Raw genomic sequence first — 26,102 nt, 5'->3', positions numbered from 1 at the left:
GCCTGGAGGCCGACCACCGCCCTATCATAGCGTGACCGGGACAAGGATAGGCAGAGCAGGCCGCTGCCTCTTGCGGTAGACTTCGTGCGCGCCCGCCGATGGGGTCTGACCCCATTTCTCCGGCGCGACCTCGACAATGGGGTCTGACCCCATTCAGCTGGAGGATACATGTCCACGCCCGTTGTCGCGCCAGAAACGAGCGCGCTTCCCGCCAACGCCTACAAGCCACTCAACCCGGGCGAGACCTATCAGCCCGTTGTGCCGGCCAACTCCGCGATGGCCGAAACGACGTGGCGGTCGGTGCTTTGGGGCCTGGGCTTCTGCGTGATCTTCACTCTGGCGTCGGCCTACTCCGGGCTCAAGGTGGGCCAGGTGATGGAAGCGGCGATCCCGATCTCGATTCTGGCGATTGGCCTGGCCCGTTTCTACCGCCGCCGTTCGACGCTGCTCGAGAATGTCATCATCACGGGCATCGGGGGCACGTCAGGCGCGGTAGTCGCGGGAGCCATTTTCACGCTGCCCGCGCTCTACATCCTGAACCTCAACCCGCATCCGGTGCAGACCATCTTCATCTGCCTGGCGGGCGGATGCCTGGGACTGCTGTTCCTGATCCCGCTGCGGCGCTATTTCGTGCGCGAGATGCACGGTCAGTTTCCCTATCCTGAGGCCACGGCGATCACCGAGGTGCTGATCACCGGAGAAAAGGGAGGCTCGCAGGCCAAATTGCTCGTGCAGGCGACGGTCATCGCCGGCATCTACGATTTCTTCGTGACGACGTTCCAGCCGTGGAAGGAGTACGTCGATTTCCATTTCGTCCCCGTCGTCAAGTCACTCGCCGACAAGGCCAAGATCGCGACGAGTTTCGACGCGGTCGCCTTTATCCTCGGCCTCGGCTACGTGATGGGACTGCGGTCGTCGATGCTGCTCGTCGCGGGCGGCGTGCTCGCCAACTTCGTTCTGGTGCCGCTCATCTGGATGATCGGCCAGAACTTTCCGAACGGGATCGTGTTGCCCGGGGCGATCCCCATCGCCGACATGACCGCGACGCAGATCTTCCGCGGCTACGTCCGTTTCGTCGGCGTCGGGGCCATCGCGACAGCCGGCCTGTTCGGCATCATCAAGTCGCTGCGCATCGTGGCCGGGTCGTTCGGCATCGCGTTCAAGGCGTTTCGCGCCGGCAAAGCCGCCACCGAGGAGCGTACCGATCGCGACCTGCCGCTGATGGGCATGTTGCTGGGCGTCGTGGTGTCGGCGCTCGGCATCGCCGTCTTCTTCGGCCAGCTCGCGCCGTCGTTGACGGTGCTCCTGGTCGGCCTGGCCATGACGCTGGTCTTCTCGTTCTTCTTCGCGTCGGTGGCCGCCAACGCGATTGCCACGGTGGCCCGAAACCCGGTATCGGGCATGACGATGCTGACGATCATCTTCTCGTCGGTGGTCCTGCTGGAATTCGGCGTGTCGGGTCAGACCGGGATGTTCTTTGTGATGGCGATTGCCGGCATGGTGTGCACGGCGCTCTCGGTGTCGGGACAGATGATTACCGACCTGAAGACGGGATACTGGCTCGGATCGACGCCCGCCGCCCAACAGCGCGTCAAACTGCTCGGCGTCGTCGCCTCCGCGTTGGCCGCCGGACTGGCCATCGTCATGCTCGCCCAGGGCTACCAGTTCGGTGAAGCCGTCGCCGGCAGCACCAAGCAGGTGCTGGCTGCGCCGCAGGCGTCGATCATGAAAGCGCTGGTCGAAGGATTCATGAGCCACCAGCCGGTCGCGTACCTGCTGTTTGCCTCGGGCGCCATGATCGCGGTGACGATGGAGATGCTGAGCGTGCCGGCCCTGACCTTCGCGCTCGGGATGTATCTGCCGCTTGAATTGAACCTGCCGGCCCTGGTGGGCGGCGTGCTGGCGCACTACCTTGACAAACGATCGGTGGCCGCCGGAGGCCAACGCGGTCAGTTGATGCGCGAGCGCGGCGTGATCATTGCGTCGGGGTTCATGGCCGGCGGCGCCCTCGGTGGCGTAATCGGCGCGGCGCTGCGGCTGATTCCCTGTGACGGCTGGTATCCGTCGTTCGGAAGCCTCCACGTGTGCTACGCGGAGAACTTCATCAAGACGCCGTTTTTCGACTTCGCCCCGGCGTCGCAACTGGTCTCGGCGGGGATGTTTGCGGCCATCTGTGTGTATCTCTGGTGGGACTCGACCAGGAAAGTCAGCTGACATCGACATGAACAACATCGCTCCAGGCGTCCCGCGAACTCGAGTGCAGGCGACATTCCCGGATGGACGCATCTTCGAAGCCCCTCCCGGTGCGCCTGTCGGGGACGTTCTGCGCGCCGCCTACGGGGAACCCGACGTGCCTATCGTGGCCGCCATTGTCAATGGACGGCTTCGCGAGCTCACCTGGCTGCTGTCACACGACTCGGACGTCGCGCCGCTCTCCTCCGGCAGCGCCGACGGGGCGCGCATTTACCGCCGGTCGCTGGTGTTCTTGATGGTCGCCGCGAACGCCGACGTCTTCCCGGATGCCGACGTCCACATCGAACACTCGGCCACTACCACCGCCGGGTACTTCTGCGAGGCACGAGCACGGACGACGTTCACGCAGGACGATCTGGCGGCCATCGAGCGCCGAATGCGGGAGATCGTGGCAGAGGACGCGCCGATTACGCGGGAAACCGTTCCCGTTGCCGATGCCGTTGAGTTGTTCAACGCGCGAGGCGAGACCGATACCGCCCGGCTGCTGGCCCACCACGAACGGCCGACCATCGAGCTGTATTCGCTCAAGGGCCGGCGCGATTACTTCCAGGGATACATCGTGCCGTCGACAGGCTGCCTGCGGTATTTCGCCCTGCAGGCCATGCCACCGGGGTTCATGCTGCAGTTCCCGCACCAGCAGGCTCCCACCGTGGTGAGACCAACCACCCCGTACCCGAAGCTGTTCGCCGTCTTCGAGCAGGCCGGTCACTGGCATGACCGCCTGGGCATCAGTAATGTCGGCGCACTGAACGACTCGATTGTTGCGGGCCGCTTGCCCGAGATCTCGCTGGTGTCGGAAGCGCTGCACGAGGCTGGTCTGGCCCGCATCGCTGACGAGATCGCGTCCTCGAGCCGCCGGATTCGCGTCGTGCTCATCGCGGGACCCAGTTCGTCAGGCAAGACGACGTTCTCCAAACGGCTCGCCGTCCAGTTGCTGGCCAACGGTCTGCGGCCGATGCCGCTCGGGCTGGACGATTACTTTGTGGAGCGCGCACAGACGCCGCGGGACGCGAACGGGGAGTACGACTACGAGACCATCCGGGCGCTCGATCTGGATCTGTTCAACGCGAATCTCCGATCGCTGATCGATGGCCGGCCGACGACGCTGCCTCGCTACAACTTCATGACGGGCACCCGCGAAACCGGGTCGACCGTCACGCTCGACACCGATCACCTGATCATCGTCGAGGGCATCCACGGATTGAATCCGGAACTGGCGACCGCCATTCCGCCGGAATCTGTCTTCCGCATCTATGTCTCCGCGTTGACGCAGTTGAACCTGGACCGTCACAACCGCGTCAGCACGTCCGATTGCCGGCTGATTCGGAGAACCGTGCGCGATGCCGCGACGCGCGGCTACCGCGCCGCCGACACGCTGCACCGGTGGCCTGCGGTCGTGCAGGGCGAGAAGCAGCATATCTTCTGCTTTCAGGAGAATGCCGACGCCGTCTTCAATTCGTCACTGACGTATGAGATGGCCGTGCTCCGCCCCCTTGCCGAGCCGCTCCTGCTGCAGGTGCGGCCGTTCACGCCCGAGTTCCTCGAAGCAAACCGGCTGCTGTCATTCCTGCAATGGTTCCGCCCTGCACACACCGATGTCGTGCCCGAGAACTCGATTCTGAGGGAATTCGTTGGCGGTTCCGTCCTGAGCCAGTTTCAGATCTGGCGCACACCCTCTTAGATTTTCCCAAGGGCCTGACAGAACAAGGCCAGTTCTCGCTCCAACACGCTCCAGAGTCCGTCCGCGCGCTCCCACGTCTTCTGGGCGCCGACCGCCTCCAGGTCTGCCGCGGCATCGGCCGCGCGGCGAGCGCTGAAATTGGCGATCGAGCCCTTGAGCGTGTGCGCCGCGTTCCGCAGGGCGTTTGCGTCCTGGGCGTCGACGGCCCGTCGAATCTCCGCCATCAGCGGTGGACTCGTTTCAAGGAAGAGCCCGGCCAGTTCCTTGAGGAGAGGCAGATCGCCGCCGGCTCTGGCCAGGGCCGCGTCCCGGTCCATGACCGAATTTGACGACACGGGTTTGGCCGCCGTGTCAGCGGACGGCTGCGCCCCGGTCGCCAGGCCTTCGAGCGTTGTCCGCAACTCGCCGGGCGCGATGGGCTTGGAGATATAGTCGTCCATCCCCGCCGCCAGGCACCTCTCCCGATCGCCCTTGAGGGCGTGGGCGGTCACGGCAATGATCGGAAGGTGCCGACCCGTTCCGCGTTCGCGGACGCGGATGGCATCTGTGGCCTCGAACCCGTTGAGTTCTGGCATCTGCACGTCCATGAGCACGACGTCAAAGTCGCGCCCGTCCACCAAGGACAGCACCTCCAACCCGTTGTTGGCCACCGTGACTCTGTGCCCCAGCTTCTCCAGGAGTTTGACCGCGAGACGCTGGTTGACCGGATGGTCCTCGGCCACGAGGATATCGAGGCTGCGGGTGTGGGGCGCAGGAGCCGAGGTCAACGGCGTCGGCGGAGCGGTCCCAACGATTTGACCGAGCGCTTTCAGGATGGCACCGCGCAATTCCGACTGCCGAACCGGCTTGGTCAGCAGCGCGCCGACACCCAGACGCCGGCAGAGGTCGCCCTCTCCGGACCCGGCGGCGGAGGTCAGCATCACAATGGTCGTGGAGACCAGCTTCGGATTCTGTCGAATGCGTTCCGCCACGGCGTAGCCGTCCAGTCCCGGCATGTGCCCGTCGAGCAGCACAAGCGGAAACGGCTGACCGGCCTGAGCCGCGCGAACCAGCGCGGCAAGCGCCGCAGGGCCGCTCTCGACGGTCAGGGGCTTCAGGCCCCATTGCACCAGCATCTCGTGCACGATCCGCCGGTTTGTGGCGTTGTCATCGACCACAAGCGCCGGCAGATCCAGCAGCGATGCGGGGTCGGCCTCGGACACCGCCGGCAGAACCTCGTCCGCGGCCGCGACCGGCACGCTGAAATGGAACGTGCTTCCCTGGCCCACCGAGCTCTCCACCCAGATTCGGCCGCCCATCAGCCTGACCAGCCGCGACGAGATCGTCAACCCCAATCCGGTGCCGCCGTACTTGCGGGTTGTCGAGCCATCCACCTGCGAGAAGGCCTCGAAGATCAGAGTCTGCTTCTCCGGCGGAATTCCGATGCCGGTGTCGTGCACCTTGAAGTGGAGCACGATGTGCGTGTCGGTCTCAGATTCGACACTCACGTCGATCAACACTTCTCCGTGCTCGGTGAACTTCAGAGCATTGCCGACCAGGTTCGTGAGAACCTGGTGCAGTCGAAGCGGATCACCAATGAAGTCGTCGGGCGTCTCCGGGGACACATGACACATCAGCTCGATCTCGCGCTGGTTGGCCCGGACGGCCAGAGGCTTGGCGGCATCGGCCACCAGATCGCGAAGGCTGAACGCCGTCGACTCCAGATCCAGCCGGCCCGCTTCGATCTTCGAGAAGTCGAGCACGTCGTTGATGATCGCGAGCAGCGAGTCGGCCGAGAACTTGACGGTTTCCACGTAGTCCCGCTGTTCGGGACTCAACGGGGTGTCGAGCACCAGATCGGTCATGCCGATGATGCCGTTCATCGGCGTCCGGATTTCGTGGCTCATGTTGGCCAGAAATTCGCTCTTCGCGCGGTTGGCCGCGTCGGCTACGTCCCTGGCCCGTTCCAGCTCTCTCTGTGTCTGTTCCCGCTCCCTGACCTCCTGCTGAAGGGCTGCCGTGCGCTCGTCCACCAGGTGCCTGAGGTCGCGCTCTCGAGCCTTGATCTGACCCAGCCTCAGCCGGACTATCCCTGCGACGAGCCCGAGGAGGCTCAACCCCGTGAGGGCGAAGAACCAGGCTGATTCGTAAAAGTGCGGCCGGAGGCGGATCTCGATTGACTCGGGTTTCGCGTTCCACGCATCTCCGCCCGTGCTGGCGGTCACCAGAAACTGGTAACTCCCGGCCGGGATGTTGGTGTAGAAGGCCTCGCGGCGCGCGCCGGCCTGCACCCAGTTCGTGTCGTAGCCCACCAGCTTGTACCTGAAGATCTGCTTGTCGGGCATCGTCAGGCTCAGGCCGGCGTAATGAAATTCCAGATGACCCTTGCCGCGAGTGACGTCCAGCGGCTGTCTCGGGTCATAGGTCTGTCCGTTGACGACAACCTCTTCGAGCTCGATCGGCGGTGCCCGGTGAAGCGCGACGGCATCGGCCGGATTGACGATCGCCACACCCTTGATCGTCGCAAACCACAATCGACCGTCACGCGTTCTCAGCCCCGCCGGCGAGCCCGAATTGCATTCCGCCGCCTTCATGCCGTCCGCCACGCCGTACACCGTCGACGTGACGTGGTTCACTTTTCCATCGGCGAAGTCGTTCAGTTCCCGCTTGGCAACTCGGAAGATCCCCTTGTTGCACGTCATCCAGAGATTTCCCCGATCGTCCTCCACGATGACGTACGCGACGTCGTCGAAGAGGCCGTCACGAGTCGTGATGGTCGAGAGGCGGCCGTCCTTCCGTCGACTGAGGCCGTTCCCGAAGGTGCCAATCCAGAGCACCCCGTCGGAATCCTCCCGGAAACTCCGGATGGCATCGATCGGGATCGTGGGAGTGGACTTGATGTTCTGGAGGGTCCCTGGTCTGAATGCGATAAGCCCCCGGCTTCCGCCGACCCACACGGATCCTTCGTGGTCTTCCGCCACGGCTGCGACCACGCCGCTGGCGACGCCGGTATCCTCGCTTGGGTGCGAAAACTGCCCGTTCGAAAACTGAATCAACCCCTGCCCGTCGGTGCCAATCCACAGGGCGCCGGTACGGTCGACGTACAGAGTCCGCACCCTGCCGATCTCTCCACGCGCCGTTCTCGCATAGTTGGTGAACCGGCCGTCCCGAATCCGGCTCAGCCCCCCGTCGGTTCCCACCCAGATGTTGCCCTGCAAATCTTCAACAACCGCGCGGATCATGGACTGAATGAGGCCGTTCCGCGTGGTGTAGTTGGTGAACACTCCGCTCTTCAGCCGGGACAGACCGCCGTTTGTGCCTATCCAGATGCTGCTGTCGCGACTTTCATAGATCGTCCGCACCTGATCGTGGGCCAATCCCTCACTCATCGTGTATCCGGAGACCACACCACTCGAGAGGCAGACCAATCCAGCGTCGTTCATTCCGACCCAGAGGCCGTTGTCGCGGTCCGCGAACAGGCTCCAAACCGAATCGCCTGGCAGTCCGTTCTCGCGTCTGTATTGGCTGACCTGATCACCGACAATCCGGTGGAGGCCGTCGGTTTCAGTCCCGATCCACAACTCGCCTGCCTGGCTCTCGAGCAGAGCACGAACGGCAGTGTCCACTGATCCGTTCTGACCTCGGAAGTGGACGAACCGGCCATCCTGCAGCCGATCGAGCCCTTCGGCGGTTCCGGCCCAGAGGGTTCCTGCCGAATCCTCGAAGACCGCGTTGACTCGGTCGCTCGACAGGCCGTCCGCAGTGGTGTACCTGAGCGCCGTACCACCCCGAAGACGGTACAGGCCCACCGACGCGCCACCGTTGGTGGCGATCCAGAGCGTGCCGTCTCGACCTTCGGAGATCGCCTGCACGCGCCCTTGGCTCAACGACCGCTGGCCGGCCGGGGCCGAGAACCGGCCGTCTTTGTAGGCCATGACGCCCGAGCCGATGGTGCCAATCCACAGCGTGCCGTCTCGGGCCTCGAGGAGCGACTGGATGTTCTCCTCGACGAGCCCGTCGGCCTTCCCATATTTTGTGAATGCACCGTTCTTGTATCGCAGCAGGCCTCCGCCCGTGCCGGCCCAGAGCGAACCATCGCGGGTTGCCGCCAGCGCGTAGATGGCATTCTGCCTGACGGCCGGAGTATTGGACTTGTCGAAGACGACGAAGCGGCCACCGTCGAAGCGGACGAGCCCCTCCTGCGTGCCAAGCCAGAGATAGCCATCGGATGTTTGCGCAATGGCCAGTACGGAATGCTGAGGCAGGCCGGCTTCAGCCTGCCAGTTTCGCTGGTTGTATTGCGTAATCGCCTTGACCGGCCCGGCGGCGAGCGCCGGCTGGCATGTGAGCGCGATGCTCAACAACGCGGCACCAGGCAGGTGCGCCAGCGCCGGTCTTCGACACTTTGCCATCATGGTTCTACTCCACGACTCCACGACGAACACCGATTGGCTTCGGGCCGGAATATCCAGCGATGCCGGCGGGGCGTCGTTGACGCGCGACCGGTCTGCCCCGTTCGGCGACACCCCGAGACCGCAACAGGAAAGCGTCAATCACGACCATGGCCGCCGACCTCGGGCAACGTGCCCGATTCGGGCGGATCGTCAGTTCCCGGGCCGCCGGCGGCGGTCATCGGCGCCGCCACCACGCGGTTTCGCCCTCCGCGTTTCGCTTCAAACAGCGCCTCATCGGCCGCCCGAAGTACCTCAGTCGCGCTCGCAGGAGAGTTCACCGAACTCGTGGAGAGCCCCACACTGATAGTGACGACGCGAGCGGGCTGGTTGCCGGGATGGGGAATACGCGCGTCGGCCACGGCTCGATGCAGACGAGTGGCGGCCGCGCGGGCCCCGTCGGCATCCGTCTCGGGAAACAGGCAGACGAACTCCTCGCCACCATAGCGGAACAGGAGATCGGAGGGACGGCCGCTGGCCTTGAGCAACTGGGCCACCGTCCGCAGGACCGTGTCGCCGGCGGCGTGACCGAACTGGTCGTTGTAGGACTTGAAGAAGTCGATGTCGATCATCGCCATGCTGTAGGCGTGGCCGTAGCGGCGGGCGTGATCGTGGAATTGATCCAGCGTCTCGTCGAAGAACCGTCGATTGCCGATGTTTGTCAGGCCGTCCATCCTGGCCATCTGGGCCATCTGCCGGCTCTTCTCGGCCAGTTCACGTTCGAGGTCGATGATCCGCCGCCCGCAGTTGACGCGGACCGTCAGCTCGGCCCGATCGAAGGGCTTGATGATGTAATCGTCCGCGCCAGCCTCCAGCCCCATGACCACATCCTGTTTCTCCGCGCGCGACGTCAACAGGATGAAGTAGACGTAGTGGTCGAATTCGCACGCCCTGATGCGCCGCACGAGTTCCAGGCCATCCGTGCCCGCCATCATCCAGTCGGCAACGACCAGGCTGAACTCTTCTCGCTGAAGCACGTCCCACGCCGCCTGCCCGTCCGAGGTGGCCACCACCTCGTGGCCCATCTGGCCGAGTGCGGCGGCGAGCATGCGACGGGAAATTAGTTCGTCGTCGGCGATCAAGATTCGCATGGTGGTCCTGCGGTGAGGGTATCAGAGAAATGGCTCGTTCGCCGAAGCTGTGAGCAACAATTCTGCGTCCGGCTGGGATAGGGGCGCCCGGTTCTGACACGTCGTGATCGAGGCTCGTTCATGGCCGTTGGGGGCGAATCCAGGGCCATCAAGCCCGATCGAGATCCTCGCGACCGGTCTTGACGTTCCAGCCGAGCAGTTCGTATTGCGCCACACCGGCCAACCAGTACGGGTCGTGGTCTCTGATGCGGTCCATCGCTTCTTGCGCCGTGGCATCGGGCACGCGCAACAGAAGTGCTCCGCCGAAACGCGGCTCCAGCGGACCTGATGCCACGAGCACCCCCTCCTTCTTCAGCTGCTGCAGATAGGCACGATGGGCGTCGTAGTGAGCGAGGACTTCCTCAATGGGCCGGCGATACCGAACGATGGCGAGCGCGTACATGGCACCTCCGAAGTGCGAACCAGCGTCTTGTACCGCCTACGATACACGCAAGACGGGTTTCGGCCAGATTCTTCTGTTGACGCTGCCTTCGTGTCCGGGTCGGCTGCTATAATCGCGAACCACGCCATCTTCAGACGCGAGGTCATCATGAAACGTGCGCTCGTGGTTGCGTTGGCTCTGCTGGTGACGGTCGGGCTCGGCTCGTGGGCCGCCCAGCCGCCATCGCCATCGTACGACCTCGTGATCCGGGGCGGCCGCGTCCTTGATGGGGCAGGGAACCCGTGGGTGGCCGCCGATGTCGCCGTCACCGGCGACAGCATCGTCGCGATTGGCCCGGCTCTCGCCGGCAAGGGCAGGCGCGAAATCGACGCCCGCGGCCTGGTCGTGTCGCCCGGCTTCATTGACATCCATACTCACTCGCGGCGGGGGATCTTCGAAGTTCCGACGGCCGACAACTACGTCCGGCAGGGTGTCACCACGCTGTTTGAAGGACCGGACGGAGGATCTCCCGTTCCGCTGAAGCCGTTCCTCGATCGGATTGCCGCCACGAAGATCACACCCAACTGGGCCATGTTCATCGGACAGGGCTCGGTGCGAGAGGCGGTCATGGGGCGCGTCAACCGTCCCGCCACTCCCGACGAGATGGAGAAGATGAAAGGTCTCGTGCGGGCCGGGATGAAGGACGGCGCATTCGGCCTGAGCTCGGGCCTGGTCTATGTGCCCGGCGTCTTCACGCCCCCGGAGGAAATCGAGGCGCTGGCGGCGGTCGCGGGAGCGATGGGCGGCATGTATCAGTCGCACATGCGCAACGAGGCGGCCGGCGTGGTCGACAGCGTCCGGGAGACGATTGCCGTCGGCGAAAAGGGCCATATGCCGACGCAGGTGACGCACCACAAGATCATCGGCACCCCGAATTGGGGCAAGAGCACCGAGACGCTGCGGCTCGTGGCCGACGCGCGCGCCCGTGGCGTCGATGTGACGATCGACCAGTACCCGTACACCGCGTCGGCAACCAGCATCAGCGTGCTGCTGCCGCCCTGGGCGCTCGAAGGCACGAATGCCCAGGTCGTGGCGCGGATCAAGGACCCTGTGCTGCGAGCGAAGATGAAGCCGGTCATCGTCGAATCGATGCGGCTCGAGCGCGGCGGGGGAGACGCGAAGAACATCGCCGTGTCGTCGTGTTCGTGGGATCCGAAACTGGCCGGCAGGAACCTTGCGGAGATCACGCGTGCGCGGGGCGCCGAGCCGACGCTGGAGAACGCGGCCGACTCGGTCCTGTGGATCGTGGAGCAGGGCGGGGCACAGGGAATCTTCCACGCCATTGACGAAGGCGATCTCGAGCGGATTCTCCAGGCACCAGAGACGATGATCGGATCGGATGGGGAAGTGCCGGTCTTCGGCCAGGCGTCGCCGCATCCGCGCAGTTACGGCACGTTTGTGCGCGTGCTGGGGCGGTATGTGCGCGAGCGCCATGTCATCACGCTGGCCGATGCCGTGCGGCGGATGACATCATTCCCCGCCTGGCGCGCTGGCCTGCACGATCGCGGTCTGCTGCGGCCTGGAATGAAGGCCGACATCGCGATCTGGGATGCCGATCGAATTGCCGACACGGCGACGTACGAGCGGCCGCACCAGTATGCTGTTGGTGTCAGCCGGGTGATCGTCAATGGAGCAGTTGTGTTCGAGGACGGGCACATGACCGCCGCCAGGCCAGGCCGCGTGCTGTACGGCCCGGCTTACGTGGCCCAGAAAGCCCGGAAGTAGGATCGAAGGAGAGGGACGCCGATGAAATCTCGTCTGCTGATTGTTCTGCTGCTGGTCGTGGCGGCCGTCGGGCCCGCCACGACCGCCTCAGTGCCAACCCGCGCCCCGCACGGCATGGTGGTTTCCCAGAACGCCATCGCCTCGAAGGCCGGCGTCGATGTGCTGAGGGAGGGCGGCACGGCGATCGACGCCGCCATCGCCACCGCGTTCGCGCTGGCGGTCGTGCATCCGACCGCCGGCAACATTGGCGGCGGCGGGTTCATCGTCTACCGGCCAGCCACCGGCAACCCGGTCGCGTACGACTTCCGCGAGATGGCGCCGGCGGGATCGTCGCCGACGATGTTCCTCAAGGACGGCAAGTACGATTCGACGATCCATCACCAGGGATATCTGTCGGTCGGCGTGCCAGGCACGGTGGCGGGCCTGCACGCGGCGTGGAAACAGCACGGCAAGCTGCCGTGGAAGCGGCTGGTCGAACCCGCCGTGGCGCTGGCGCGCGACGGCTTCGTGCTCTCCGGGGGGCTGTCCCGCTCGCTTAGAGGCGTGTTGTCGGAGATGAAGAAGTACCCGGCGTCGATCGCGCAGTTCTCGAGGGCCGGCGTGCCGTACGAGGCCGGCGAGACGTTCAAGCAACCCGATCTGGGGCGCACGCTCGCGCGAATTGCCGAACAGGGCCCGGCCGGCTTCTACGAGGGTGAGACCGCGATGCTCATCGAGAAGGAGATGAAGGCCAACGGCGGCCTCATCACGCGGGCCGACTTGAAGGCGTACAAACCCGAGCAACGCACACCCATCACGGGCTCGTACCGGGGCTACGACGTGCTGTCCATGCCGCCCATCAGTTCGGGTGGAACCGCCCTGATCGAAATGCTGAACGTGCTCGAAGGGTACGACCTCGCGGCAAGCGGCTTCGGTTCGGCACAGTCGGTGCACGTGATGACCGAGGCCATGCGCCGCGCGTACGCGGACCGCGCCAGGTACCTGGGAGACCCGGCGTTCAATCCGCAGATGCCGATCGCACGGCTGATCTCCAAGCCGTACGCCGCAGACCTGCGAAAAGGCATCAAGCCCAACCGCGCGTCCGTATCGGCGCCGACCAGTTTCGAATGGCCGATCGAGCCCGACCAGACCACGCAGCTGTCGGTGGTGGACGACGCGCGCAACGCCGTGTCGCTGACCTACACGCTCGAGGGCGGCTACGGTTCGATGATCGTCGTGCCCGGCGCGGGTTTCCTGCTGAACAACGAGATGGGCGATTTCAACGCGGGCCCAGGTCTGACGACGGCAGCGGGGCTGATCGGCACCGAACCGAACATGGCGGCGCCAGGCAAGCGCATGTTGTCGAGCATGACGCCGACCATCGTGACCAAGGACGGACAGTTGTTCATGGTCACAGGCAGCCCGGGCGGGCGCACGATCATCAATACCGTCCTTGAAACGGTTCTGAACGTGATCGATTTCGGGATGAATGCGCAGGAAGCGGTTGACGCTGCGCGGTTCCACCATCAGTGGCTGCCGGATCGCATCACGTACGAGCGCAACGGATTTTCGCCCGACACCCTCGCGATTCTGAAGGCCCTGGGACACCAGCTCCAGCCCGGCGGCGCGCAGGGTGTGGCTCAGGTCATCGTGCTCAATGCGCGTGACAAGAAGCTCGAGGGCGGTTGCGATCGCCGCGCACCGGACGGCGGAGCGCTTGGATACTGAACCGGGACGCAAGATGCACACGATACAACCCGCGGTCTTGAAGCCCGGGGTGACCGTTGAGCAGGCGCCAGCTGAGAATGTCAGGAGCGCTCGGTCGGCAGGGCGTCTGCACGGCAAGGCCCTCATCTTCTGGGATCCGAACGTGCCCGGGAGGAAGCTGGATGCCATCGATACCGACCAGATCACCCCGGCCGCCGATTGCGTGTCCGAAAGCCTCGAGACGCTCGACGAAAAGTGGAAGGCCGGTTCGTTCCGGTACCTGATGCCGGACTTCCGCGCCCGTGTGCATCGCGGCGAGACCTTTCTGGTTGCCGGCGAGCGCTTTGCCATCGGATCCTCGCGTGAGATGAGTCCAGCCGGGCTGAAGGGTATCGCCGACGAAGCGGGCCTGGAGATGGTGGTGGTCTGCAGCCACAACATGGGCGACATTTTCCGGCGCAACGCGCTGAATCTCGGTCTGCACGTGGTGCAGTGTCCCGAGGCCGTTCAGGAGGCCCGGGACGGCGACGAGTTGAGCTTCGATCCTGCCACCCGGGACCTTCGCAACGAGACGCGGCATACCTCGTACACACCGATCGCGCTGACCCCCAAGGAAGACGAGATCCGCCAGACCGGCGGCATCTTCTCGGTCGGGCGGCGCGAGCTTCGCCGTTCAATCGAGGTCCGGCCATCCATCGTGTGGCCGGACGCCGACACGGCTCGGCGACTGACGACGACCGAACAGATCGTCTGGGCGCATCGCGTCGACAAGCAGGCCGAGGTGCGCCCGGGTGCAACGTTGAGGGTCTATGCGGACCTGCTGCCGGCATCGGACGGCACGGCGCCGTTTGCCATCCACACCTTCAATCAGATCACCGGCGGCGGCCTCATCGCTCCCCGACAGGCGGCCGTGGCCAACGACCACTTCGTCTTCACCGGAGTGGAGGCCGACTCACACCAGACCGCCATCGGTCAGGCGTTTGCCCGCCTGCACGGGCTCGATCGCCCCTACTATGCGAATGCGGGCGACGGCATCTTCCATTTCTACTTTCCCGAGCAGGGGCTCGTGATGCCGGGACAGTTCATTCCGGGCGCCGATTCCCACAGCCGGGCGTACGGTGCGTACGGCGCCATCGGATTCGGCGTCGGATCGACGACGCTCGGCTTCGGCTGGGCGACGGGGTACGTGTACTTCACGCTCGCCCGCCACCGGCGCGTGCGATTCACGGGTGCGCTCCAGCCCTGGGTGAGCGGCAAGGACATCGTGCTCGAACTGCTTCGGCGGTGGGGCGCGAAGCAGGCGCAGGGCATGTCGGTCGAGTTCGTGGACGCCGCGCGCCAGTTGCCAATTCCGTATCGCAACACGATTGCGAACATGATGGCGGAGGCCGAGGCGCTCAACGGCATCTTCGCTGCCGACGAGACCACCGACGCGTGGTACCGGGCCAAGGGCATGTTGACGCTGCCGTACCCAACCGTGCGGCCAGGTGACGAAGCGGTGTACGCAATCGACGAACTCTTTGAGCTGGGCGCGGTCACGCCGATGATTGCCAAGCCCTTCAGCCCGGGGAACGCGTATCCGGCGGAGGAAGTGGCCAGCGAGCGCATCACGTTTGACAAGGCGATGATCGGATCCTGCACGAACGGCTCGTATGACGACTTGCTCAGCGCGGCCCGAGTGATCCGCGCGGCGCGCAGGCTCGGGCTGCTGCGTGCGGTGACGACACTGGTTGTGTTCCCCGGTTCGATTGGCGTCGCGGAGCAGATCAGGCGGCCCGATCCCCGGCTTGGCGGCGAGTCAATTGCCGACGTCTTCGAGGGCGCGGGCGGACAGATCCGCCGGTCGTGGTGCGGTCCCTGCTTCGGGCAGGGGCCTGATGCGCTGACGCGGGGCCAGCGCGCCATCACGTCGTTCAATCGAAACTGGCAGAATCGCATGGGGCTCGGCGGCGAAGGGTATCTCGCGAGCCCGGCGGTGGTGGCCGCCTCGGCGCTGGCGGGCTACATGGCGCCTCCAAGCGTCCTTGGTCTGCAGTGGGACGCGGAAACCTTCGGCGGTTGAGCGTCGATGCTGATATAGAATAGTGGACGGCTCGGGCATTCCAACCACCCCCGAGTGCCCCGGGCGCCCGCCCCCGGCTCTGCCCCCCTTGATCCACCACACTGGACTCGAGCGCTGAGCCTCGGACGGATGGGGAACCGATAACAGGAGGATCCATATGAACATTGGTGTGCCACGCGAACGGCGTGCGGACGAACACCGCGTCGGGCTGGCGCCTGCCGCCGCCGAAATGCTGACTGCGGCCGGGCATGTCTGCTGGATCGAAAAGGACGCCGGCCGCGGCGCAGGTTTTCCGGACGTCGACTACGAGAAAGCGGGCGCGAAGATCGTGTACTCGGGTGAGGAGGCTTACGGCCGGGCCGACCTGGTCGTGAAGGTCTCGAAACCCACCGAGCCCGAGATTCCCTGGCTGAACGAAGGCTCCATCCTGATGGGATTTCTGCATCTGGCCGCGCGGCGCCGTAACTGCGCGGATGGGCTCGTGGCCAAAAAGGTGACGGCGATCGCCTATGAGACCATCCAGTGCGATGACGGGACGCTGCCGGTGCTGGTCCCGTTCAGCCACATGAGCGGCCTGATGATGCCGCAGGTGGCCGGCTCGCTGCTCCAGAACGATCACGGCGGCAAAGGCATCCTGATTTCGGGCCTGGCGGGCGTTCCTCCCGCCGAGGTCGCCATCCTGGGGGCGGGGACGTTCGGGAGCGCCGCGGCACGAGCGTTTCTCGGGCTTGGATCGAGTGTCTACATTCTCGACCAGGATCTTGGCAGGCTGCAGGCGCTCGACAACAGGCTCGGCATCGGCCGGCACGTCGTGTCGATGGTGGCGCATCCCGCGAATATCAGGAAAGTCGTCGCCTTCGCTGACGTCCTCGTGGGCGCCATCCACGTTCCCGGTGTCCGCACTCCCATCATCGTGACGCGAGATATGGTCCGCTCGATGAAACCGCGGTCGGTCATCATCGACGTATCCATCGACCAGGGCGGGTGCGTCGAGACCAGTCGGCCGACCACGATCCGGGATTCCACGTTTGTCGCGGAGAACGTCACGCACTTCTGCGTACCGAACCTGACGTCAGTCGTCGCCCGGTCTGCGACGTACGCGCTGGGCAATGCGGCCTGGCCGTATATCTCGGCCGTGGCCAACCAAGGATTCGAACCCGCGCTGGCCAGCCTGCCAGCCCTCAGGCGCGGCGTCGCAACGCACCAGGGTCACGTCGTCGATGCGCGGCTGGCATCGCACCTGGGCTTGCCGGAGGTGACGCTGTGAGCTTCATGGATACGTATCGCAAACGGGTCGTGACGGCGGACGTCGCGGTCAGCCACATCAAGTCCGGCCAGCGCGTGTTCATGACCGGCAACTGCTCGGTGCCGCAGGAGGTCATCGGGGCCCTGGTCCGGCGAGCGCCGGAACTGAAAGACGTCGAACTGGTACAGGTGCTGACATTTGGCAAAGCGGCGTACGCCGCACCGGAATTGAGCGGCCATATACGCATTAATACGTTCTTCATCAGCGATACCCAGCGAGCGGCCGTCCACGAAGGACGCGGCGACTTTACGCCGTGCTTCCTTTCCGAAATTCCACTGCTGTTCAAGAACGGCAATCTGCCGATCGATGTCGCGCTCATTCACGTGAGCCCGCCTGACGAGCACGGGTTCTGCTCGTTCGGCGTCGAAATCAGTGTCACCAAGACGGCGGCGCAGTCGGCGCGATACGTGATTGCCGAAGTCAATCCGAAGATGCCGAGGACACTGGGCGACTCCTTCATCCACGTGTCGAAGCTGGACCACGTCGTCGAGGTGGACTACGAGTTGCCGGAAGTCAACATGGCCGCCACCTCGGATCTGTCGATCCGGATCGCCAGCAAGGTCGCCGAGCTGATTCCGGACGGGGCGACCCTGCAGACAGGTATCGGCGCGATCCCCGATGCCGTGCTGAAGCAATTGACGGATCGGAAACACCTGGGCGTACACACCGAGCTGTTCTCGGATGGCATCGTCGACCTGGTTGAGAAGGGAGTCATCGACGGTGAGCGGAAGTCGCTCCACCCCGGCAAGGTCATCGCTGGCTTCATGATCGGGAGCAAGCGGCTCTACAACTTCGTCAACGACAACGCCATCATCGAGATGCACCCGACCGAGTATGTCAATGACCCGTTCATCGTCGCGCAGAACGACCTGATGGTCGCCATCAATTCGGCGATCGAGGTGGATCTGACCGGGCAGGTGTGTGCCGACAGCATCGGACCGCGCATCTACAGCGGTGTGGGCGGACAGGTGGACATGATCTACGGCGCGTCGCGCAGCAAGGGCGGACTGCCGATTATCGCGTTGCCGTCAACCGCGACGGTGAAAGGGCAGAACCTCAGCAAGATCGTGGCGATGCTCAAGCACGGCGCCGGCGTGGTGACCACTCGCAATCACGTGCACTACGTCGTGACCGAGTACGGCGTCGCCGACCTGTACGGCAAGACGATCCGGCAGCGAGCCAGGGCGCTGATTGACGTCGCGGCGCCTGAGTTCCGTGCGGACCTCGAACAGAAGGCCATTGAGCTGAAGTACTTGTAGCCGCCCTCGTCCTATCCCCGCCCCCGATTCATCAGCAGGCCCCCGGTTCCAAGTGCGAGGAAGATGATCGCCTGGACGGCCGACTTGTACTGGATCGGATCGGCGGTGAAGGCCGAATAGCAGAACCACGCGCCAATCAGGAGCACGAAGCCGTAGACGCCGTACATGACCGTCCGGGCCAGGCTCCGGGTCCGGGCCGTGTCAGCGCTGAAGGTGCGGTTGAACCAGATGAGGCCGGCCGCCGCGACGACGTCGAGCGCCGCAAAGATCAACCAGAAATTCCGCGCAGTCTCCGCGGCCGTCGGCAGCCCCATCGTCGGCTTCAGCATCGTTGCGTACAGGTACCCGCCGAAACTGGATCCCAGCAGCGACCCGATGACGCCGTAGAGGAACGCAAATCCCATGTAGACCGCCTTCCGATCGGCAGGGGCGACCAGCCCGACAAAGCTGTAGTACTTCGGGTGCGCCGTCATCTCGCCGATCGAGAAGACGGCGATGCCGAGGATGAAGATCCACGGGTTCTGCGACGAGGCCAGCAGCAGGAACCCGACCGCCCCGATGGCCATGCCCGACACCATCGTCGGCAGCGCCGGCGTGTTCTTGACCAGCCGGCTGACGAACACCTGGAGCAGGATGATCGTGCCGGCGTTGATTGACGTGACGTGTTCAGCGTCGAAGGTGAAGGCGACATGGAGGCCGAGCGTGCCCAGCATCGAGGTGACCGCCGCGCTCACGGGAGCCTTGTCTATGAAGTCGCGGAGGTACCAGAGCACCGACCCGAAATTCTGGAAGTAGAGGATCCAGAATCCCGAGTAGACCACGATCATCAGCATGAAGCGAGCGTCTCCGAGCACTTCGGCCGCGCCGACGAGCACCTGCTTGAACGTCTTTGTGTTGTCGGGCTTCGGCGGATCCGTGTACACCAGAAGCGTAGGAAGCAGCATCAGGGCGCAGTAAAGCGCCGAGGCGGTAAAGACGTATTGCCAGGAGAACCCCTTGAGCCAGCTGACCACCAGCGGAGCCAGGAACGCCCCCAGGTTGATCATCCAGTAGTAGATGCCAAAACCGAACGCCGAGTTGCTGTCGTCGGTCGTGCGGGCGATCGTGCCTGAGATGATGGGTTTAAAGAGGCCCGACCCCGTGGCCATCAGGAGAAGTGCCAGAAAGACCAGCGCATAGCTCGACATGAAACCGGCGGCGAAGTACCCCGTGGCCAGCAGCGAGAACGCCACCATCAGCATCCGCCGATAGCCGTACCGGTCGGCGAGCGCACCTCCGAGGATGGGCAGCACGTACGTGAGTGCGTAGACGATGCTCTGCAGGAAACCGACCGACTGCTCGTCGAACCCCAGACCGCCCGATGCCGCAGTGCCGCTGAGATAGACCGCCAGCACGGAGTTCATGCCGTAGTAGGCCGCCCGCTCGAACAACTCCATGACGTTGGCGGTCCAGAAGGTGCGCGGAAAACTCTTGCGGGGCTCTGACTCGGCCACAGGGACGCTCCTCCTGACCCGTCGATGCTGGAAGCGGGAATGTTGATTCTGGTGCTGCGAGACTCCGTGGGGCCTGACTAGGCTGAAGCGTACTTCAGGGTGGCAGTAGAATGGTAGGACTATGTCATCGACTGCGCCCGCCGGAAGGCCCGAGGTCGAAAAGGCCCATCGCATCGGCATTCCGGTCGCCAGGCGCCACATCTTTCTCTGTTGCGACCAGACCATTCCGAAGTGCTGCGACAGGGAGCGATCGCTGGTCGCGTGGGAGTACTTGAAGACCCGCCTGAGCGAACTCGGATTGTCCGGGCAGGGCGGTGTGGCTCGCACCAAGGCGAACTGCCTGCGCATCTGCACGGCGGGCCCCATCGCGGTGGTCTACCCTGAGGGCGCGTGGTACGCGCACTGCGACCCGCCCGTGCTCGAACGCATCATTCAGGAGCACCTGATTGGCGGCCGCACCGTCGCCGACGCGTTGATCGTGGAACGACCCCTCGGGGACGGCTGAACGACCGGCGGGACATTCATGGGAGCGACGCTGCTCAAGAAGGTCTGGGATTTGCACACCGTCCGCCGCCTGCCGACCGGTCTGCCCTACATCGCCGGCTTCTAGCCGGTCATTTCGGTCGCCACGGCGAGAAACGCCCGGGCCGCGTGGGGCCGATCGCCAGCGCCGGACGGACCACCACAGCACCCCATGCACTCCGCTGACCCTTGCAGCGCCCAAGGCGTGGATCGACCATATACTAAGCAATCGACATCAGGGGAGATGGGCATGACGGCAGAGAAGCTCCGGTACTTTGCGGGCGGCGAATGGAAGCCATCGAAGACCGCGACGTGGATGGACGTCTACGATCCTTCCACCGGCAGGGTGATGGCCCAGGCGCCGCAGTGCACGGAGGCCGAGGTCGAAGAGGCGGTTGTGGCTGCCCGGGAGGCGTTTCCGGCGTGGGCCGACACTCCCGCCAGCAAGCGCGTGCAGGTGCTCTTCAGGATGAAGGCGCTGCTGGATCGACATCTGGAAGAACTGACACACCTGTGTGCGGAGGAAAACGGCAAGGTGTGGGACGAGGCCATGGGCGACGTCCTCAAGGTGGTCGAGGTGGTGGAGTTCGCCTGTGGCATCCCGCACCTGATGAAGGGGCCGGCGCTCATGAACTGCACGCCGGGATACGACACCGCGCAGTTCGTGGAACCGATGGGCGTCTTTGTGGGCATCGCGCCGTGGAACTTCCCGGGCATGATCCCCATGGGCTGGATGGCACCCCTTTGCATCGCCACAGGCAACACCTTCGTGCTCAAGGCCGCGAGCTTTACGCCCCGAACCTCGATGCGCATCGCCGAGTTGTGGCAGGAAGCCGGGCTGCCGAAAGGCGTCATCAACGTCGTGACCTGCTCGCGCCGCGAGGCCGAGATCCTGTTGACGCATCCGGACGTGAAAGGGATCACCTTTGTGGGCTCCACGTCGGTGGGCCGGCACATCTACGCCACCGCCGCGGCGGCAGGCAAGCGCGTGCAGGCGCTCACGGAAGCCAAGAACCACGCGCTGGTACTGAAGGACGCTGCGTTGGAGCGGACGGCGCGCGGCATCGTGAATTCCGCGTGCGGGTGCGCCGGGGAGCGCTGCATGGCGCTGCCGGCCGTCGTCGCCGAGGAGGCCATCGCCGACGAACTGGTCGCGTGGCTCGTGAAGCTGATGCGGGAACTGAAGATGGGCCCGGCGTACGACAGGACGAGCCAGCTCGGGCCGATGGTGAACGCCGACCACCGCCAGTCCGTTGTCGCGTGGATTGAGAAGGGTGTCACTGAGGGCGCGACGCTGGTGCTGGATGGTCGTGGGGCCACCGTGCCCGGCTACGAAGGGGGATTCTATCTGGGGCCGACGCTGTTCGACCACGTCCAGCCGGCCATGACGATTGGCGACCGAGAGATCTTCGGGCCGGTGCTCTGCATCAAGCGAGTGCCGGACTTCGAGACCGGGCTGGCGCTGATGAATGCCAATGAGTTCGCCAACGGCTCGGTGATCTACACCGGGAGCGGTTACTACGCACGGGAGTTCGCTCACCGGACGCACGGCGGGATGGTGGGCATCAACGTGGGCATTCCGGTGCCGCTGGGTGTGTTTGGCTTCACGGGCCACAAGAACTCGTTCTTCGGCGACTTGCACACGATGGGCACGGATGGCGTGCGGTTCTTCACGCGGCTGAAGAGCGTGACGGCGCATTGGTTCTCCGACGAGGAGGCGCGCGCGGGGAAGGTGGTCAACTCCTGGGATGGCATGATCTCCATGCCCGACGGGCGGTGACCAGCAATTGTCCTGCGGCACAGCTTCAACCTGGAGGCGGAGGCCGTCGCAACCGAACGGGCAGTGGGAGCTGTTCTCGACGCGGGCGCCAGAACCGGGGACTTGCTGGAAAGGCCGGACGGTCCCCGCGTGGCGGGGTCTGAGATGGCCCGCCTGGTCGCCGACGCCGTCATAAGGCGGCCCCCCACCCGAATCCCGAATCCTTAAGGCCGAACCCCGAGTCCCGTTCCCGAACTCCGCTCACGACGGCGATTCGGCAGATCGTCGGATTTCCGCAAGCGACCGTCTTCGCCGAAGTGGGCGCCGTTAGAAAATTCAGCGAAATCCGGGGAAATGGCGAATCTGGCCTGTTGGCACCGCAATTGCGAATAGAACTGACAGCAGCCCGCCGCTCGGGCTCTGAGGTGAATGATGGGGGCCAGGATCCTTGGGGTACGGGCGACGGGCTACTGTCTTGTACAGAGTTGGGGACGGGTCAGTTTTCCTCAGGTACGCCGATTTCGCGCGGCTGTGGAAAACTAACCCGTCCCCAGACTCTATTAGTAGCCTCTGTCCTCGCGTCGTCTTCCAGCCAGCGCAAACGACCTCAGAGACAGCGAACCGTACCGGAATCCCTCATATACGTCCATCACTGTATCGCCTGAGATGGCGGTTCCCATGATGAACAACAGCGGATCGTAGTGCTCCGACGTGGGCACTGCAGCCGCCGCGTGCGGCGCCAGGCGCTGGTAGTCCACAAGCCCCGCCGTGTTCATCTTGCCGGCCTGTTCCCTCGCCCACGTGTCGAACTCAGCGGCCCACGCGTCGGCGATGTCGTCGGGTGTGTCGTCCTGCAGCCTCGCGAGGTTGTGCACCAGGCCGCCCGAGCCGACGAGCAGCACGTTCTCCGACCGGAGCGACGCCAGCGATCGACCCATCGCGAGCAGCGTCTCCGGCCGTGAGGGGCTCGGCAGCGAGATCTGCACAACGGGAATGTCCGCCTCGGGAAAGGCGATGCTCAGCGGCACCCACACACCGTGATCGAGCCCGCGCTCGGGATCGAGCCTGGCATCGACGCCCCCGCGCTGCAGCCTGAGCGCGACGGTCTGCGCCATGGCCCGATCGCCCCGAGCGGTGTACGAAAAACTGTAGAGCCAGCTCGGAAAGCCGACGAAGTCGTACACGAGGTGCGGGGCAGGATGGCTCGAAACGTGGATCTGTCCCGTGGTCTGCCAGTGGGCAGAAACGATGATGATGGCACGCAGGTTCTTCTGGCGTGACCCGAACTTGCGCAACGTGCTCGCGTAGTCCGCGTCGACCACCGTCAGCGGGGATCCGTGCGAGACAAACAAACTGGGCACGCGCCGGATGCGCGGCGTTCGGCGTTCTCGAGTTGGATCAGGTGGGATCATCGACGTCCATCCTGTCGCAAGAGCGTATCATGACCGCGGCGCTCTGCGCCTCGCCTTTGTTCCGCCCGAATCCCGAACCGTGTCCATCCGGGGCTTGACAAACCTTATACTACATACTAAGGTATTAGTACATATGAGACCGAAGGCCGCGATCCTCACCCCGCTCGAACTCGAGATCATGAAGGTGGTCTGGCAGAAGCAGGAGGCGACCGTCCGCGACGTCTACGAGGTGCTCCGCGAGCGCCGCAAAGTCGCCTACACCACCGTCATGACGATGATGGGCGTGCTGGAAGGGAAGGGGCACGTCAAACGCCGGCGCGACGACCGGGCCTATGTCTACCGGCCAACCAGACCCGAATCGGCCGCTGTCCGATCGATGGTACGCGAGTTCGTCGACCGCGTCTTTGACGGCGCAGCCCAGCCTCTCCTGGTGCAACTTGTCAAAGATCGGCGTCTAACCCGGAAGGAACTCGAGACATTGGCCAGGGAGATCGAGGAGGTCTAAGGATGTTCCAGTGGTCGTTGGCGAACCTTCTGGCCTGGGCCGTCCAGGTGACTGCCATCGTGGCGGCTGGCGGGCTGCTGCTGGTATGGCTGCGGGTACGGGAACCCGGCGCCAGGCTGATCTTCCTCCGCACCTTGCTCCTCGTATGTGTGGCGCTGCCGCTGCTCCAGCCGTGGGCGGTCGCGCCGGCGGGCTCCCTGGCGTCGGTCGACGCCCGGCCTCCCGCTGCGGCGTCGAGCCCTGTCGACGCTCGGGCTGAGCTGCCCTCGGTGGCAATCTCAGGGTATACGGCTGCGGGGCCGGCTCCGTCATCGTCGGCTCCGTGGCGGCCGATCGCCATCGGGGTGCTCGCAATAGGCGTCGTCTGCCGCACCGGCTGGCTGGGACTGGGTCTGATTTCGCTGATGAGGCTTCGGCGCTCATCCAAGGCGCTTGAGCCCCAGCCGGCGGCCGTCGGGGTGGCCGAGTCCGTCGTGGGGGCCACCGCATCGTTCCGCGTATCGCCCCGAGTCCAGAGGCCCGTCACCTTTGGTCTGCGCCAGCCCGTGGTCCTGGTTCCCGATGGGTTCCTGGAGTATGCGCCGGCCGAACAGTCTGCCATCGCCTGTCATGAGTTGCTGCACGTGCGGCGACGCGACTGGTTGCGCGCGCTGGCCGAAGAATTTGTGTGCGCGGTTCTGTGGTTCCATCCGGCGATCTGGTGGCTGACCGACCAGATTCACCTCACCGCCGAACAGGTGATCGACCGCGAGGTCGTACGGTTGATCGGAGATCGCCGGTCGTACTTGCACGCGCTGTTGAGGCTGGCCGCCACCGGACCGGCGCCGATGCTTCAACCGGCCGCCCTGTTTCTGAAACACGGCCACCTGCGTCAACGGGTGGCGATGCTCATCAAGGAGACGCCGATGTCACGCTTTCGTCTCGCTGCGTCGTTTGCCGTCGTGCTGATCTTGCTCGCGTGCGGAGGTTGGCTGATTGTGCAGGCCTTTCCGCTCTGGGCTGACGGCGCTCAACCGCCAGTCGTCGGGGAGGTTCAGGCGTATTCCGCGCCGGCGACCACGCCGGCTGCCCTGAAGCGGCCAGACGCTCCGTCCGCATCCGCGACGGCCAAGCCTCAGAGCAAACCGACCGCGGGGCCGAACTCGCAGGCACCGCGGCCCGGAATGATGACCGGGCCGGCTGGCCCGGCCTGGCCCGAGATTACCCGGCTGGGGACCGTGATCTATCCGCCCGACGCGCTGGAGGCGGGATGGAGCGGGACGGTCACTGTGGCGGCGGGCATCGACGCGTCAGGTAACGTCATCACTGCCCAGGCTACGAGCTTTGCGATCCACGCAAACAAGATTGCGTTCGAGGCGAAGTCACGCGCCGATGGCATGGCCGCGCGGCTGTTCGATCCGTTTCGAGACGCCGCCCTTGAGGCAGTGCGCCAGACGAAGTTCAAGCCCCTCGGTAGGGCGTTCGCCAACTTCACCATCGGGTGCGAATTCGACTCGGACCGAGCCACCGCCAGGCTCGTGCCAGGTCTGCCACCGAGTCAGCAGACAGGCACGATGAATGAGCAGCATCAGTGGGCCGAGATTCCGCCAAACGCGGTGAGGGTCGGAGGCCACATCGCTCCCCCGAAGAAGCTCAAGGACGTGAAGCCGGTTTATCCGGCCGTCGCACTCAACGCCCGCGTGCAGGGCGTGGTCATCGTCGAAGCGGTCATCGGCGAAGAGGGCAGAGTGAGCACCGTGCGCGTACTGCGCTCGATTCCGCTGCTCGATCAGGCCGCGCTTGACGCCGTCCGCCAGTGGGAGTTTGTCCCGACGCTGCTGAACGGTGCGCCTATTCCCGTGATCGCGACGATGACCGTCAACTTCACGCTCAGCGCGTCTGGCTCTGGAACGGGCGTGGGCGCCGGTAGCGGCTTCGGGACGGGCGTCGGCGGCGGAGTAGGGGGAGGCGTACCAGGCGGTATCGCAGGAGGAGTGACGGGAGGCGTGCCAGGGGGCGTCACCGGCGGTGTCGTTTCAGGAGGCACTGCGTATCCTCCGCCACCGCCACTTCCTCCCGACACGGTCCGCGTAGGCGGCGGCATCCGGCCGCCGACCAAGGTCGTCGACGTAAAGGCGGTGTATCCAGCGGAGGCAAAAGACGCCGGTGTCCAGGGCGTCGTCATTCTCGAAGTGGTGATCGGCAAAGACGGGAAAGTGATCGATGCCAAGGTGCTGCGGTCGATTCCGTTGCTTGACCAGGCGGCGCTTGATGCCGTCCGTCAGTGGGAATTTACGCCTACACAGGTCAACGACGTCCCGCTGAATGTCGTGATGACGGTGACGGTCAATTTCACGCTGATGTAGGGGCTTCTGCGCGTTCTTGCCGAACCGCGAACCCCGCCTTGCGGGTGCTGCTCACTGTCGGCGTCCTCGGTACCGTACGGCCCCGTTTAGAG

General features: G+C 64.8%; 17 protein-coding genes. 12 read left to right on the top strand and 5 right to left on the bottom strand.

What is annotated here, in order from left to right; all coding sequences use genetic code 11:
- Positions 1–168: 168 nt before the first annotated feature.
- Complete coding sequence (locus NTV05_05905) at positions 169–2,214, top strand: oligopeptide transporter, OPT family (protein ID MCX6543932.1); 2,046 nt, start codon at positions 169–171, stop codon at positions 2,212–2,214.
- A 7-nt stretch (positions 2,215–2,221) separates the two neighbouring features.
- Positions 2,222–3,934: a nucleoside kinase gene (locus NTV05_05900; GenBank protein ID MCX6543931.1), complete on the top strand. Its 1,713-nt coding sequence runs from the start codon at positions 2,222–2,224 to the stop codon at positions 3,932–3,934.
- On the opposite strand, the gene NTV05_05895 is transcribed toward NTV05_05900, so the two are convergent.
- The 3 genes from NTV05_05895 to NTV05_05885 all read right to left on the bottom strand — a co-directional run bounded on the left by NTV05_05895 (position 3,931) and on the right by NTV05_05885 (position 9,897).
- On the bottom strand, positions 3,931–8,328 hold the full coding sequence (locus tag NTV05_05895; GenBank protein ID MCX6543930.1) for a response regulator: 4,398 nt from the start codon (positions 8,326–8,328) through the stop codon (positions 3,931–3,933). The two genes, NTV05_05900 and NTV05_05895, sit on opposite strands and share 4 nt — an antisense overlap.
- Positions 8,329–8,462: 134 nt before the next feature.
- Positions 8,463–9,455: a diguanylate cyclase gene (locus tag NTV05_05890; GenBank protein MCX6543929.1), complete on the bottom strand. Its 993-nt coding sequence runs from the start codon at positions 9,453–9,455 to the stop codon at positions 8,463–8,465.
- A gap of 148 nt (positions 9,456–9,603) precedes the next feature.
- Entirely contained in the window at positions 9,604–9,897 is a 294-nt protein-coding gene (locus NTV05_05885; GenBank protein MCX6543928.1) for a YciI family protein, read from the bottom strand.
- A 147-nt stretch (positions 9,898–10,044) separates the two neighbouring features.
- Between NTV05_05885 and NTV05_05880 the strand changes: the two genes are divergently transcribed.
- The 5 genes from NTV05_05880 to NTV05_05860 all read left to right on the top strand — a co-directional run bounded on the left by NTV05_05880 (position 10,045) and on the right by NTV05_05860 (position 17,974).
- On the top strand, positions 10,045–11,661 hold the full coding sequence (locus NTV05_05880) for a D-aminoacylase (GenBank protein ID MCX6543927.1): 1,617 nt from the start codon (positions 10,045–10,047) through the stop codon (positions 11,659–11,661).
- Between the two features lie 21 nt (positions 11,662–11,682).
- Positions 11,683–13,368 (top strand): gamma-glutamyltransferase, encoded by a 1,686-nt coding sequence (gene ggt, locus NTV05_05875; protein MCX6543926.1) that lies wholly within the window; start codon positions 11,683–11,685, stop codon positions 13,366–13,368.
- A 13-nt stretch (positions 13,369–13,381) separates the two neighbouring features.
- Positions 13,382–15,409, top strand: coding sequence for an aconitase family protein (locus tag NTV05_05870; protein MCX6543925.1), 2,028 nt, complete (start codon positions 13,382–13,384; stop codon positions 15,407–15,409).
- Between the two features lie 157 nt (positions 15,410–15,566).
- Positions 15,567–16,676, top strand: a complete 1,110-nt coding sequence (locus NTV05_05865; GenBank protein ID MCX6543924.1) for an alanine dehydrogenase — start codon at positions 15,567–15,569, stop codon at positions 16,674–16,676.
- Positions 16,677–16,681: 5 nt separating this feature from the next.
- Complete coding sequence (locus NTV05_05860; protein MCX6543923.1) at positions 16,682–17,974, top strand: 4-hydroxybutyrate CoA-transferase; 1,293 nt, start codon at positions 16,682–16,684, stop codon at positions 17,972–17,974.
- A gap of 11 nt (positions 17,975–17,985) precedes the next feature.
- Here NTV05_05860 and NTV05_05855 read toward each other — a convergent pair whose 3' ends face one another.
- Positions 17,986–19,467 carry an MFS transporter gene (locus tag NTV05_05855; GenBank protein MCX6543922.1) on the bottom strand — a complete coding sequence of 494 codons (1,482 nt, stop codon included), beginning with the start codon at positions 19,465–19,467 and terminating at the stop codon, positions 17,986–17,988.
- A 121-nt stretch (positions 19,468–19,588) separates the two neighbouring features.
- Between NTV05_05855 and NTV05_05850 the strand changes: the two genes are divergently transcribed.
- The 3 genes from NTV05_05850 to NTV05_05840 all read left to right on the top strand — a co-directional run bounded on the left by NTV05_05850 (position 19,589) and on the right by NTV05_05840 (position 21,976).
- Positions 19,589–19,972: a (2Fe-2S) ferredoxin domain-containing protein gene (locus NTV05_05850; protein MCX6543921.1), complete on the top strand. Its 384-nt coding sequence runs from the start codon at positions 19,589–19,591 to the stop codon at positions 19,970–19,972.
- A gap of 267 nt (positions 19,973–20,239) precedes the next feature.
- Positions 20,240–21,769 carry a CoA-acylating methylmalonate-semialdehyde dehydrogenase gene (locus NTV05_05845; protein MCX6543920.1) on the top strand — a complete coding sequence of 510 codons (1,530 nt, stop codon included), beginning with the start codon at positions 20,240–20,242 and terminating at the stop codon, positions 21,767–21,769.
- Positions 21,770–21,781: 12 nt separating this feature from the next.
- A complete protein-coding gene (locus NTV05_05840) occupies positions 21,782–21,976 on the top strand; it encodes a hypothetical protein (GenBank protein MCX6543919.1) in 195 nt (64 codons plus the stop codon).
- Positions 21,977–22,308: 332 nt separating this feature from the next.
- Here the strand turns inward: NTV05_05840 and NTV05_05835 are convergent, their stop codons facing one another.
- Positions 22,309–23,160: a class III extradiol ring-cleavage dioxygenase gene (locus NTV05_05835; protein ID MCX6543918.1), complete on the bottom strand. Its 852-nt coding sequence runs from the start codon at positions 23,158–23,160 to the stop codon at positions 22,309–22,311.
- A gap of 133 nt (positions 23,161–23,293) precedes the next feature.
- On the opposite strand from NTV05_05835, the gene NTV05_05830 reads away from it, so the two are divergent.
- Positions 23,294–23,665 (top strand): BlaI/MecI/CopY family transcriptional regulator, encoded by a 372-nt coding sequence (locus NTV05_05830; GenBank protein ID MCX6543917.1) that lies wholly within the window; start codon positions 23,294–23,296, stop codon positions 23,663–23,665.
- 2 nt (positions 23,666–23,667) lie between these two features.
- Complete coding sequence (locus NTV05_05825) at positions 23,668–26,010, top strand: M56 family metallopeptidase (GenBank protein ID MCX6543916.1); 2,343 nt, start codon at positions 23,668–23,670, stop codon at positions 26,008–26,010.
- Positions 26,011–26,102: the final 92 nt, after the last annotated feature.

Source organism: Acidobacteriota bacterium (genome assembly GCA_026393755.1).
Classification (GTDB): Bacteria; Acidobacteriota; Vicinamibacteria; order Vicinamibacterales; family JAKQTR01; genus JBAXOX01.
This window is presented reverse-complemented; position numbering and strand designations above follow the sequence as displayed.

Bases quoted from the DNA above. Each gene is read 5' to 3' on its own strand.
- NTV05_05905 (MCX6543932.1), top strand. From the start codon at position 169: ATGTCCACGCCCGTTGTCGCGCCAGAAACGAGCGCGCTTCCCGCCAAC.
- NTV05_05900 (MCX6543931.1), top strand. From the start codon at position 2,222: ATGAACAACATCGCTCCAGGCGTCCCGCGAACTCGAGTGCAGGCGACA.
- NTV05_05895 (MCX6543930.1), bottom strand. From the start codon at position 8,328: ATGATGGCAAAGTGTCGAAGACCGGCGCTGGCGCACCTGCCTGGTGCC.
- NTV05_05890 (MCX6543929.1), bottom strand. From the start codon at position 9,455: ATGCGAATCTTGATCGCCGACGACGAACTAATTTCCCGTCGCATGCTC.
- NTV05_05885 (MCX6543928.1), bottom strand. From the start codon at position 9,897: ATGTACGCGCTCGCCATCGTTCGGTATCGCCGGCCCATTGAGGAAGTC.
- NTV05_05880 (MCX6543927.1), top strand. From the start codon at position 10,045: ATGAAACGTGCGCTCGTGGTTGCGTTGGCTCTGCTGGTGACGGTCGGG.
- ggt (MCX6543926.1), top strand. From the start codon at position 11,683: ATGAAATCTCGTCTGCTGATTGTTCTGCTGCTGGTCGTGGCGGCCGTC.
- NTV05_05870 (MCX6543925.1), top strand. From the start codon at position 13,382: ATGCACACGATACAACCCGCGGTCTTGAAGCCCGGGGTGACCGTTGAG.
- NTV05_05865 (MCX6543924.1), top strand. From the start codon at position 15,567: ATGAACATTGGTGTGCCACGCGAACGGCGTGCGGACGAACACCGCGTC.
- NTV05_05860 (MCX6543923.1), top strand. From the start codon at position 16,682: ATGGATACGTATCGCAAACGGGTCGTGACGGCGGACGTCGCGGTCAGC.
- NTV05_05850 (MCX6543921.1), top strand. From the start codon at position 19,589: ATGTCATCGACTGCGCCCGCCGGAAGGCCCGAGGTCGAAAAGGCCCAT.
- NTV05_05845 (MCX6543920.1), top strand. From the start codon at position 20,240: ATGACGGCAGAGAAGCTCCGGTACTTTGCGGGCGGCGAATGGAAGCCA.
- NTV05_05835 (MCX6543918.1), bottom strand. From the start codon at position 23,160: ATGATCCCACCTGATCCAACTCGAGAACGCCGAACGCCGCGCATCCGG.
- NTV05_05830 (MCX6543917.1), top strand. From the start codon at position 23,294: ATGAGACCGAAGGCCGCGATCCTCACCCCGCTCGAACTCGAGATCATG.
- NTV05_05825 (MCX6543916.1), top strand. From the start codon at position 23,668: ATGTTCCAGTGGTCGTTGGCGAACCTTCTGGCCTGGGCCGTCCAGGTG.